Raw genomic sequence first — 11,896 nt, forward strand, 5'->3', positions numbered from 1 at the left:
GCGATCGGCGGTCCTCAGTCGAACAGTCGCCGGAACAGGTTGGTCTCCGCCAGGTCGACGAGTTCATCGCCGCGACCGGACATCACGGTGCGCAAAGCATAGAGGGTGAACCCCTTGGCCTGCGCGGCGGTCACCGTCGGCGGGATCGAGAGTTCCTGCCGGGCGGTCACGACGTCCAGCAGAGCCGGCCCGTCGTGCTCGAGGAATGCTCGGACGGCACCGCTCAGATCATCCGGCTGTTCGACCCGGCGCCCGAAGATGCCCACCGCGGAGGCGAGTTCGGCGAAGTCCGGATTGTCAAGCTGTGTCCCGTAGTTCACGAAACCGGCGGCCTTCATCTCCACCTCGACAAAGTTCAGTGACGAGTTGTTGAACACCACGATCTTCACGGGCAGCTTGTTCTGCGTGATCGTGAGCAGCTCACCGAGCAACATCGTGAGCCCGCCGTCGCCGGCCAGCGCGATGATCTGTCGACCCGGGTACGCCGACTGCGCGCCGACCGCCTGCGACACCGCATTGGCCATGCTGCCGTGCGAGAACGAGCCGATGAGCCGGCGTCGCCCGTTCATCCTCAGGTATCGCGCGACCCACACCACCGGTGACCCGACGTCGGGGATGAAGACCGCGTCGTCGCTCGCCAGGTCACTGATCAGCCGGGCCAAGTACTGCGGATGGATCGGCTGCCGGTTGCGGTCGTTGTCGGCGAGTTCGTCGAGGCTCTCGCGAGCCTTCACGTAGTGCCGGCGCGCCGATCGGAGGTGCTCGGAACTACGGTTACGGTCGATCAAGGGCGCCAGCCGTGGGACGGTGTCGGCGACGCTGCCCACAAGTCCGAGGTCGACCGGGGTGCGTCGACCGATCTGCTCGCCCCGGATGTCGACCTGGATGATGGTGGCCTTGGACGGATAGAACTGCTGGTAGGGGAAATCGGTCCCCAACATCAGCAGGGCGTCACATTTCTCGATGGCCCGATAGCCGGAGGAGAAGCCCAGCAGTCCGGTCATCCCGACGTCGTACGGATTGTCGTACTCGATGAACTCCTTACCGCGCAGTGCGTGGACGACCGGCGCCTGCAACGCCCCCGCCAGCTCGACCACCTCGTCGTGCGCACCGGCGACACCCGCTCCGGCGAGGATGGTCACGGCTTGCGCCTTGTTGAGAATGTCTGCGGCAGCGGCCAACCCGTCGTCGGTGGGGGCGACGACGCGGTCGACTCGGCGGATCGGTGCTCCCGCACGGCGATTCGTGCCTTTTGTCAAGAAGATCTCGCCGGGGATCACCAGCACGGCGACATCGCTGGTCTCGACGGCCGTGCGCATCGCGATGTCGAGCAGGCGCGGCAATTGCTCGGGAGTGCTGACCATCTCGCAGAATGCGCTGCACTCGACGAACAGCCGCTCCGGATGGGTCTCCTGGAAATATGTGCTGCCGATTTCGGGTGCCGGGATGTGTGCCGCGATGGCCAATACCGGCACCCGACTGCGGTGCGCGTCGAACAACCCGTTGATGAGATGTAGATTGCCCGGCCCGCAACTGCCCGCACAGACCGCCAGATCGCCGGTCAGGGCCGCATCCGCGGCTGCCGCGAACGCCGCGCCCTCCTCGTGACGCGCGTGCTGCCAGGAAATGGTGCCGTCACGGCGCAGGGCGTCGGTGAACCCGTTGAGCGAATCGCCCGGAATGCCGTATACGCGGCTGACCCCGGAGTTCTTCAGCGACTCGATGATGTTGTCCGCCAAGGTTGTCGCCATGGTGTGTCCTTTCGGCAGGGAGCTCGACGACGATAGGTCGTCCTCTCCCTCACCCCCGTCACGGCCCCCTCGGTCCCGATGCTACCCGAGCAATTCGGGGGCGCCGGTCACCTGACGTGACTATCCTGGGTGGTCAGTGATAGGTGTCGGCTCGACGATGCCGGATCGAGGTGATGGCAGGTGGGCACATTCAGGGTGACGGGCAAGATCCGCGTCACCGGACGGGTCCGCGTCTCCGGTCTCGACCGGCTGAAGCGACGCCTCGCCACGAAGGGCCCGGGCACCTCCCCGGTGCGCGACCCGAGATCCGCGACTTAGCGGGTCCCCTCCGTCGACAGCGCAGATGGGCCCAGTATTTCGGCGCCGAGAGCTTGCACCCGCCGGCGGAGCTCACGATCGGCGGTCACCACGATCCGTCGCCGATCCGGATGATCGGCGACGAATTCGACGATGCGGTCGTCGCCGGAGCCGGCCGCCGAGATCGTGGTCACCGTGGCCGACGACGCCACCTGTCGCGCGTGCCCTTCCACGATCATCACCACCTCGACCGGGCCGTCGACGTCGGTCATCCCGGCGGCCCCGAGCCCCGACAGCCGGTCCCGGAGCCGTTCGGTCGCTCCGCGCCGGTCCCGCCACCAGCCGTCGGGGACCGATCCGACCACGTTGGCCGCATCGACGATGATCACCGGGATCCGAGGGGTTGCCGAGGTCATGACTCCATCAAGCCACAGTGCACGCCGTCAGACGAGGGTGACACCGTGGCAGAACCGATTCTCCGGGTCGAGCGCTGCCTTGATCGCGGCCAGCCGGCGCCGATTCGCGTCGCTGAACGCGCTCGCCGAACGCTCCGACTTCTCGTCGCCCTCCAGGAAATTCAGGTAGGCCGCACCGGTCACGAACGGAGACAGCGAGTCCCGGGTCAGGCGTAACGCGGATTCGACGGCCAGTGCGAGCTGCGGGTCGGGCACGATCGAGGCGACCTCCAGCAGGAAGGTGCCGTCCCGTCCTCGGTCGTTCGGCGAGGACGCGGCCCCACGTGACACGGCGCCACCGGCGTGGCGGATCTCGGCGAACAGGATCAGCGGCATCGCCCCGGGACTCGGGAGCACCCGGGACGCGATGATGTCGACGGCCTCGCCGGTCAGTTCGTCCATCCACTCGGTCGTCACCATCGCGGGTACCGGATCGGTCGGGTCCATGCTGATCGCGTCTGCAGCAGCGAACGGCATCTCGCCCCACATGTCCACCTCGGGTGTCTTCCAGTTCCGCCATTCGTCGATCACCGCCCTACCGATCTCCAGGTCGCCTGCCCAGCAACCGCGGATCATTGTGAAACTCTTGCCGCGGAAGGGTTCCGGCACGATGTCGAGCGGCGGGAAGTTCATCAGGGTCACCGCCGAGGTCAGATCCTCGGACTGATCGGGTGCCCACGCGGAGAATCTCCGCATGATCTCCGAGGCATCCTCGGCGGGGTAGAAAAGATTGCCGGCGTAGACCGTCGTGACCGGGAACAGGTCGATCACCACATCGGTGACCACGCCGATACTGCCGGCGCCACCTCCCTTGAGTGCCCAGAAGATGTCGGGATGACTGGTGGCGCTGACCCGCAGGGGATTGCCGTCGGGGGTCACCAGGTCGAACGATCGCACGGCATCCGAGGCCAAACCGTATTTGCGTCCGAGCCAGCCGAATCCGCCTCCGAGGGTGTAGCCGACCACCCCGACGTCGGTGGTCGACCCGAGAAGCGGGGCGAGGCCGTGACACTGTGCCTGCTCGAGCACGGGGGCCCATTTCGCCCCGGCACCGGCCGTGGCGGTCCGCGCGATGGGATCAATGCTCACATCGGTCATCTCCGAGGTGTTGATCAGCAGTGCACCATCGGCCGACGGTCCGGGGCCGTGACCCGTCGCCTGGATCGCGACCCGCAGTCCCTCCGCGGCAGCGAAGCGCACCGCTTCGGCGACGTCGAAGCGGTTGGCCGGCACGGCGATCACCGCGGGTCGGTGATCCGACAGGAGGTTGAACCCGCTGCGGGCCGCATCGTAGCCGGGATCATCGGGGCCGTGCACGGCGCCGGAGATGCGGTCGGCCAGGTCGGCGAGCACCGAGGTGCGGGCGCGAACGGTCAGGCCGGAATCGTCGGTCGGGTGCGGGGAGGTGGTCTGGATCGTCATGGATGGTTCCTCACTGTCTGCCGGCGTCGCCGGCGCGGTCGGGGTCCGGCGTACCGGATGTGAAGAACTCTCGTCCCCGGCGCTTGAAGGTCACTTGGAACCGGCTTGGATCCGGCGGAGCGGCCGCCATGGCTGGTCAGCGCTGTGTCGGTGTCGGTTCAGCGACGGGTCGAGGTGTAGCCGTGGTCGGTGGCGAAGGCGTCGATCCGGGTGATCAGGGCGGTCGCCTCCTGAGTCGTGGCGACTCGGCGTGCCTCACGGAGCATGTCCTGGACCGTGGTGGCCGGGTGATCGGCGGCGTGCTGATACTCGGCGCATACCAGAAGCCGATGCGCGTCCGGATAGCGCTGCCCCGTGGTCCGGGCGAAGTTCTCGGCCTGTTCGAGCAGAACCGGGACACCGTCCAGCCGGCCTGCCGCGACCAGTGCCTCCGCGTGCAGGGCGAACCAGAGCCCGAGTCCCGTACGCTGCCCGCGCGCAGTCGGCGCCAGCCGTTCGATGCGATCGAGCGCGTCGCCGGGATCGTCGCCGAGGGCGCGCGACCACCAATACAGTCGCTCGCCACCGTGCCGCAGGTACTCAAGCGCGCTGTGGGTCGGCGCGGAGAGCAGTCGCTCACCGGCGTCGCGCGCCCAGTCGACGTCACCGGCGAGAGCAGCGGCCGTCACCGCGAAGATCGCGGTCCCGAGATAAGTCGTCGGTTCGTCGGGAACGGTGTCGATCTCCTCGAACACGAGGCGTCCGGTGCGCGCGTCGATGTGCAGCGTCGTGGAGAGTGCGCGGAAGCCGCGGGCGATCATCATCTGGTCGCTCTGCAGACCGTCGACATGTGTGTCGATCGGTGCGTATGCCTCGAGTATCCGAAACGATTCACCGATGTTCCCGCGGTCGAAGAGATCGATGCCCGCGGCCTGCATACCGAGGTGCCGGACGATCTGATCATCGGACCTCCTGGCCCGGGTGTGCAGGTCGTCGGCGACTCGGCGCGCCTTACGGGTGTCGGCGAGCTGCGCGTGGGCGGCGAAGCGCGCGTAGTCGAGATGGGTGAGGAGCGCGGCGTTTCCAGCCGCCTCACCGAGCTCCCGTGCCCGGGCGAGCAGTTCGGCATCCGCGGCGAAGTAGCCGTTGCGGGCGACGTCGGTGGCGAGCAGGGTGGTGATGGCGTCGAGTTCCAGATCGTGCTCACCGGCCACCCGGGCGAGTTCCGCAGCGTCGGAAAGCTGCTGCTCGGCAGTGTCGAAACTGAAGCTGCGCAGTGCAATTCGAGCGGAAACGAGCAGGGCTCGAGCAGTTCGGACACGATCGGCGAGTGGCCCGGCCGCCCACAGATGGCCGGCGAGACGGGCCGCCTGACCACCGGTGTCGAGTTGGTCGGCGACCGACAGATGGAGCCGGTATGCCCGGGTGGTCGGGATGTCATCGGCGATCGTCTCGCGGATCAGGTCATGGTCGAAGATCACGACGAACGGATCGGCCGGGTCGACGTCGACCACACCGGCGACGACCGCTGGGTCGAGCGCCTCCAGCGTCACGTCCACGGTCCGGTCGGCGGCTGCGGCGAGAAGCGCGATGTCCACTCGCCGACCGATCACGGCGGCCACTTCCAGGAGGTCGGTGGTGGACGCGGGCAACGTCCGCAGACGCTCTCGGACGACATCTCGAACCCCGGCAGGGACGGCACCGTCGCCGATGGTCCCGCGATCGGCGAGGATACGCGAGAGCTCCCGAACGAAGAAGGCGTTGCCACCGCTCCGTGTCGCGATCGAGACCACCGTGCCCGCCGCCGGCCATTCCCGGGTCTCTCGGCGCACCATCTCCGAGATGTCGTCGGTGGAGTGCGGTCCGACCTCGATCCTGCGGTGTTCAGGGAGCCGGGCGAGCGTGGCGAGGGCGTTGGTGACCGCGGCGCGCCGGGGTACGGAACGCACCGACGCGAAGAAGGTCACACCGGGCGCACGCCGGGCAGCCATGTGGCCGAAGAGCTCGAGCGATGCGCTGTCAGCCCACTGGAGGTCGTCGAGGACGATGATCAACAGGTGTGATCGCGCGACCCCCTCGAGCAGGTCGGCGGCCTCATCGTAGAAGCGGAACCTGGCTGTTGCGTCAGGCATCTCGCGTGGTGGGGGTATCACGGTCGCACCCTGGGTGACCATTCGGCCGAGGTCACTGTCGAGCAGTTCCGCGCGCTGCCCGTCGTCGAGTTCGGGTAGTACGGCACCGAGGACCTGGACCCAGGGCCACATCGACGGTGCCGCGCCGTCCTCGATGCAACGTCCCCAGAGCACGGTGAGGTCGGCGGCCGCGGCCGCCCGCCGGGCGGCGGCGTCGAGCAGCGCGGTCTTGCCCGCGCCCGGCTCGCCTTCCACCACGACGATTCCGCCCGGCCCGTGCAGTGACCCGAGGACCGCACGATGGAGTACCGCCAGTTCGTCGATCCGTCCGATCAGGGGTTCGGGAAGGGGAGTGTCGCGCTGCTGGGCCGGAGCGGCACTCTGCTCCGGGGCCGGCGGGGCGGCGGACGTGGGCAGCGTGATGGGTGGGTCCAGTGACGGGGCGTGATCGAGGATGTCGCGTTCGAGAGCTCGCAGTCGGGGGCCGGGGTCCACACCGACCTCATCGGCGAGGATGCGGCGTGCATCGGCGAGCGCCGCCAGGGCCTCGGATTGACGGCCGAGCCGGTAGTGCGCAGTGGCCAGCAGCACCCACAAACCCTCATCGAGGGGTGAGCGCAGGACCGCCTGCTCGAGTTCGGTGACGAGTGACCGATTCTCACCGAGCGAGAGCCGGACGTCGTAGGAGAATTTCTGTGCCTCGCCGATCGTGCGGTCGAGATGGACGGCCGCGTCATCGCGAAAGGGGAATCCCTCGAACTCCGGCAGCAGCGGACGGTACTGGGCGAGCGCCGTCCGCAGGACTTCCGCCGCCGCCGCGGATTCGGCCCCGCGATGGAGGGCGTGTGCTCGGGCGATCCGGCCGACGAGTTGTCGGATGTCGACGTCATCGGTCTCGGCAACCAGGGCGTATCCCGGGCCGCGGGTCACCAGCACCATCGACGGGGTACGCGGTTTCCGGTTCGGCTCGAGAGCCTTGCGCAACCCGGAGATGTACGCCTGCACAGAGACTTCCGCACGGTCCGGAGCCGCCGAGCCCCAGATGCCGTCGATGAGACGATCCGTGCTGACCGGGTCGCCGTCGGCGAGAACCAGCTGCGCCAGCACCGCCCGCTGCTTGCGCGTGCCGAGTTCGACGGTCTCGGAATCGATCTGCGCGCCGAGGCCGCCCAGTACCGAATACGTGAGCCGGGCCATCAGCGAGAGTGTAAACCGGATCACGGCATGCCGCCCCGGATCGAGAGGGTGCGGGCTAGCCTGGTGACGTGGCCGTCTCCCTGGAAATGATCACCGTCGACACGACCGATCCGGTTCCGCTGGCGAACTGGTGGTCCGAGCAGATCGGCGGTTCGATCCACGCCGAGAACGAGGGCTACTTCGTCGTGGTCTCCATGGGCGTCGGCAAGCCGCTGCTGGGGTTCCAGAAGGTCGATGACCCCACGCCGGGCAAGAATCGGCTCCACCTCGACATGTCCACCGACGACCTCCGAGCCGAGGTGGATCGATTGGTCGCCTCCGGCGCAACGAAGATCGCCGATCACGCGATGCCCGGCCTCGAGTGGGTGACCCTCGCCGACCCGGACGGCAACCAGTTCTGCGTGTCCGGTGCACGTGCCGCGCCCGAATCCTGATTTGAGAGGCAACGGTCCACATGGGTTTCACCCGGGAGGAGTTGCTCGCCTGTCGTGGGGTGATGGTTCCCGATCTGATCGGCGAGGAATGTCGGATGCTGTTCGTCGGCATCAACCCGGGACTGTGGACGGCGGCGGTGGGGGCACACTTCGCCCGGCCGGGTAACCGGTTCTATCCGGCGCTCTACCGCGCGGGCATCGTCGATCGGCTGATCGATGCGTCGGCCGGTATGTCCGATGACGACCGGGACCTGCTGTGCAGCAGAGGTATCGGGATCACCAACGTGGTGGATCGGGCGACCGCGACGGCCGCGGAGTTGTCCATCGACGAACTGCGAGCCGGCGGACTGCGCCTGCGCGCCACCGTGCGCAGAGTGGCGCCGCCCGTCGTGGCGGTCGCGGGGATCACCGCGTATCGGTCGGCATTCGGTCTGCGTCGTGCGGTCGCCGGGCGCCAGGCGGAGACGTGGGATGGTGCGGCCGTGTGGGTGGTGCCCAACCCCAGCGGGTTGAACGCCCACGAGACCGTCGAATCGCTGGCGAAGGCCTACGCGCGTGCCGCCCGGGAAGCCGGCGTGCTCAACTGACGGCGGTACTCAGACATCGGTGGATGCGATGACGCGCCGGCGGACCGACAACAACTCCACCTCGGGTCGGCCCGCGGCGCAGCGTTCGACCTCATCGAGGACGTCCATCACATGTGTGCGGTCCGGCGCCACCACCGCCACGCCGATCACCGCGCGACGGTGGGCGTCGAGATGTCCCACCTCCGCTGTCGAGACCGAGAACCGCCTGCGGATCTCGGCGACGATCGGGCGCACGATGGACCGCTTGTGCTTCAGCGAGTGCACATCACCGAGGAGGTAATCGAACTCCGCAAAACCGATCCACATTGTCGGACCATACTACCGACGGGGACGAACATCTCCCGACCGGCGACCACGACTCGGATAGATCCTCTGTGCCAGAGCTTTTTTCAATGCAACTGCCCGGTCTCGGGCGTCCTCGGGGAACCCGCCGGCGGCCGGACGGTCGGGGATCGTCTCCGCCTGGTTGACGATGGTCCAACGCGAACCCACTGCCACCAGCGATTCATGTTTGGTCGCGTAGTAATCGGGGCGCGTGACCACCGCGACGCCCGGATCGCCTGCGGCGGCCGCAACCAGATGGGGGTGGAATCTGGTGCTGATCCACGTATCGCCCCGCCCGACCGTCAGACCCTTGCGCCACACGTCGATGAACGGCACCGTGGTGGCGCCGTCGAGTCGGTCGCCGAGTCTCGTCGGGACCTCCAGATCGCCACCGGGAATGCCCTCGACCACGGTGATGGCCTCGGCCGGGACCTGCCAGGCGTCGAGGGTGGCACGGATGAATCGGGTCAGGGCGTCGATACCGGTGGACCCGAACGCCACGAACTCGTCGGTGAGATCGGATTGCAGACACAGCGTCACACCGTCCGGACGCCGGGGTGGGCGGGTCGTGTCCTCGGCTTCGGAGACCACGTCGATGCCACCGCCCTCGCCGACGGCGAGCCAGGCGTCGTCGCCAGTGTGGCGCCGGGCCCCGATCCTTGACATTGCCTGCGCCGACGCCTCGTCGCGGACGTCGAACACCGTGAACACGTGTGCTGCATCGGTCAGCACCGACCACGCCGGCTCGTCGAGCAGGGGTATGAGCCCCTGCCCCGTGGCGTACGCGGGGACGCCCGTGACCCTGGTGAGTTCTGCGATGGCGGCGACCAGCGAGACATGGTGCGGCCAGACCTGATTGACGTAGCCCCCGCCCAGGAGGTGGACCGACGACGCCCGGCGGAACACGTCGACCCCTTCGGCGAGGCGAGGGGCCGGCCCGAATGTCGTGGCGGCCTGGGCCACCCATGTCCACGGTGTGGTGGGGTCAGGTCCCTCGGTGCGCGTGGTGTCGGCGGCGTATGCCGCCAACTGCCACAGGGTGTCCACGAAGACCACTCCGGGATGGACGCCTCGGAGCAGCAGCGAGGTCTGCCCCGGACTGTGGCAGTCGAGGACGACCAGGGCGTGCGGGCGCGTCCGGGCCAGATACCGCAACCATGCGAGTGCGATCAGCTCGTCGCCGTAATTCGGGTGTCCGGACGGCGCGATGAGATAGATGATCTCGTCGTCGCCGTCCTCGTCGCGTGCTTCGCTTCGGAAGCGAGCGCGGAGGGCCGAGGGAAGACCGGGCATCTGCACCCAGGGGATGTTACTCACCGACCTCGTCCGTGCGGCCGGCGTACGTCAGTGATCGCCGCCCAGCAGCGCGGCGACGTGGTCCGGGACGTATTTGGACAGCGACCGCGACGGGCGGCGATAGTTGCCGGAGTCGATGGGCTTCTTGGGGAGCTCGACCTTGTGCAGGGGAACGTCCTCGTAGTCGATGGTGGACAGCAGGTGCGAGATCATGTTGAGGCGAGCGTGCTTCTTGACGTCGGACTCGACGACGTACCACGGGCTCAGCGCGGTGTCGGTGTGCACCATCATCTCGTCCTTGGCCCGCGAGTAATCCTCCCAGCGGTAGACCGCCTCGAGGTCCATCGGACTGAGTTTCCATTGGCGGACAGGGTCGTTCAGACGCGAGCGGAATCGCTTGAGCTGCTCATCGTCGGAGACCGAGAACCAGTACTTGCGCAACAGGATCCCGTCGTCGATCAGCATCTGTTCGAAGATCGGTGTCTGGCGGAGGAATCGGGTGTGCTCGGCCGGGGTGCAGAACCCCATCACCTTCTCCACGCCGGCCCGGTTGTACCACGAACGGTCGAAGAGCACGATCTCTCCAGGCGCGGGCAGTTGCGCGACATAGCGCTGGTAGTACCACTGCCCGCGTTCGCGATCGGTGGGCGCAGGCAATGCGGCCACACGGCTGACCCGAGGGCTGAGGTACTCGGTGATCCGTTTGATGGTGCCGCCCTTGCCCGCGGCGTCGCGACCCTCGAAGATCACCACGACGCGGGCGCCGGTGCTCCGAACCCATTCCTGGAGCGTGACCAGCTCGGTCTGCAGGCGGAAGAGTTCGGCTTCGTAGACCTTGTTGGGGATCTTCGCGGGTCGTTCGTGTTCTTTCGCCTTCTTCGCCATGGATGGAGCTTAACCGTGGTTCGGCGGCGTTGTGCCGCAGACCAACCGACCCGTGGGTAGGGTGCGCCTCCGGGCGTATGCGAATCCGTTCAGGCGGGTAACAGATCTCCGACTGCGGCGATCTCGTCGGCGAGCTCGGCCACCGAGGCGTCGATCCGGGCCCTGGAGAAGTCATTGATGTCGAGACCTTCGACGATCTCCCAGCGCCCGTCGACCGACCTGACGGGAAACGAACAGACGAGTCCCGGTGGTACGCCGTAAACGCCGGGTGAGGGGAGCGCCGCCGACGTCCAGTCGCCGTCGGGGGTACCGAACACCCAGTCGTGCACGTGGTCGATGGCGGCGTTGGCGGCGGACGCCGCCGACGAGGCGCCCCTGGTGTCGATGATCGCCGTTCCGCGTCTCGCCACGGTCGGGATGAAATCGTCGACGAGCCAGGTGCGGTCGGCCGCGATCTCGGCACCACTGCGATCACCGACGCGAGCATGGAAGATGTCGGGATATTGCGATGCCGAGTGATTGCCCCACACCGAGACCCGGCCGATCTCGCGAACCGGGCAGGTTGTGTGATGGGACAGCTGGGCGATGGCACGGTTGTGGTCGAGGCGGGTGAGGGCGGTGAACCTCTCGGAGGGAATGTCGGGCGCGTGCGCGGAGGCGATCGCGGCGTTGGTGTTGGCCGGGTTACCCACGACGATGACCCGGAGATCATCGGCGGCAACGTCGTTCAGCACTGCACCCTGCTCGGCGAAGATCGCGGCGTTGGCCGCCAGCAGGTCGGCCCGTTCCATACCCTTGCCGCGAGGGCGGGCACCGATCAGCAGCGCGTGGTCGGCGCCGTCGAAGGCGGCCCGCGCATCGTCGAAGATGTCCACCGAGTTCAGCAGCTCGAAGGCGCCGTCGTCGAGTTCCATCGCGGTACCGACCGCGACAGGCAACGACTGTGGTAGTTCGAGCAATCGGAGCCGGACCGGTTGATGGTGGCCGAGCATGGCGCCCGCGGCGATCCGGAACAGCGCGGCGTAACCGATGTTTCCCGCGGCGCCGGTGACGGTCACCACGGCGGGAGGGGTCGATGGCATGAGCACCTTCGCGTGTCGGCGGCATGTAGGGGGCGTGGAGGGAGGGATCAGCCTG

At 67.7% G+C, this 11,896-nt stretch carries 11 protein-coding genes; 3 read left to right on the forward strand and 8 right to left on the reverse strand.

From position 1 onward, the window contains the following. Positions 1-14: 14 nt before the first annotated feature. Positions 15-1,751, reverse strand: coding sequence for a ubiquinone-dependent pyruvate dehydrogenase (gene poxB / locus ACLQ3I_RS17720; RefSeq protein ID WP_425803621.1), 1,737 nt, complete (start codon positions 1,749-1,751; stop codon positions 15-17). A 180-nt stretch (positions 1,752-1,931) separates the two neighbouring features. Between poxB and ACLQ3I_RS17725 the strand changes: the two genes are divergently transcribed. Beyond that, positions 1,932-2,069: a hypothetical protein gene (locus ACLQ3I_RS17725; protein WP_425794063.1), complete on the forward strand. Its 138-nt coding sequence runs from the start codon at positions 1,932-1,934 to the stop codon at positions 2,067-2,069. Here the strand turns inward: ACLQ3I_RS17725 and ACLQ3I_RS17730 are convergent. The 3 genes from ACLQ3I_RS17730 to ACLQ3I_RS17740 form a co-directional block, all read right to left on the reverse strand. After that, entirely contained in the window at positions 2,066-2,464 is a 399-nt protein-coding gene (locus ACLQ3I_RS17730) for a hypothetical protein (protein ID WP_425803623.1), read from the reverse strand. The genes ACLQ3I_RS17725 and ACLQ3I_RS17730 overlap by 4 nt on opposite strands. 27 nt (positions 2,465-2,491) lie before the next feature. Then, on the reverse strand, positions 2,492-3,925 hold the full coding sequence (locus tag ACLQ3I_RS17735; RefSeq protein WP_425794065.1) for an FAD-binding protein: 1,434 nt from the start codon (positions 3,923-3,925) through the stop codon (positions 2,492-2,494). Between the two features lie 158 nt (positions 3,926-4,083). After that, positions 4,084-7,233: a BTAD domain-containing putative transcriptional regulator gene (locus tag ACLQ3I_RS17740; RefSeq protein ID WP_425803626.1), complete on the reverse strand. Its 3,150-nt coding sequence runs from the start codon at positions 7,231-7,233 to the stop codon at positions 4,084-4,086. A 68-nt stretch (positions 7,234-7,301) separates the two neighbouring features. Between ACLQ3I_RS17740 and ACLQ3I_RS17745 the strand changes: the two genes are divergently transcribed. Together ACLQ3I_RS17745 and ACLQ3I_RS17750 are read left to right on the forward strand one after the other, a co-directional pair. Beyond that, a complete protein-coding gene (locus tag ACLQ3I_RS17745) occupies positions 7,302-7,667 on the forward strand; it encodes a VOC family protein (RefSeq protein ID WP_425794067.1) in 366 nt (121 codons plus the stop codon). Positions 7,668-7,687: 20 nt separating this feature from the next. Next, positions 7,688-8,254, forward strand: coding sequence for a mismatch-specific DNA-glycosylase (locus ACLQ3I_RS17750; protein WP_425803629.1), 567 nt, complete (start codon positions 7,688-7,690; stop codon positions 8,252-8,254). Between the two features lie 9 nt (positions 8,255-8,263). Here ACLQ3I_RS17750 and ACLQ3I_RS17755 read toward each other — a convergent pair whose 3' ends face one another. From ACLQ3I_RS17755 to ACLQ3I_RS17770, 4 genes are all read right to left on the reverse strand, one after another. Further along, complete coding sequence (locus ACLQ3I_RS17755; protein ID WP_425794069.1) at positions 8,264-8,560, reverse strand: DUF503 domain-containing protein; 297 nt, start codon at positions 8,558-8,560, stop codon at positions 8,264-8,266. A gap of 12 nt (positions 8,561-8,572) precedes the next feature. Beyond that, on the reverse strand, positions 8,573-9,895 hold the full coding sequence (locus ACLQ3I_RS17760) for a polysaccharide pyruvyl transferase family protein (RefSeq protein ID WP_425803631.1): 1,323 nt from the start codon (positions 9,893-9,895) through the stop codon (positions 8,573-8,575). A 27-nt stretch (positions 9,896-9,922) separates the two neighbouring features. After that, complete coding sequence (ppk2, locus tag ACLQ3I_RS17765; RefSeq protein WP_425803634.1) at positions 9,923-10,759, reverse strand: polyphosphate kinase 2; 837 nt, start codon at positions 10,757-10,759, stop codon at positions 9,923-9,925. An 89-nt stretch (positions 10,760-10,848) separates the two neighbouring features. Next, the gene (locus tag ACLQ3I_RS17770) at positions 10,849-11,841 is read right to left on the reverse strand and encodes a malate dehydrogenase (RefSeq protein WP_425803637.1); all 993 of its coding nucleotides are present in this window, start codon (positions 11,839-11,841) and stop codon (positions 10,849-10,851) included. Positions 11,842-11,896: the final 55 nt, after the last annotated feature.

Origin of the sequence: Gordonia sp. DT101, from assembly GCF_049844895.1 — a bacterium.
GTDB lineage: Bacteria > Actinomycetota > Actinomycetes > Mycobacteriales > Mycobacteriaceae > Gordonia.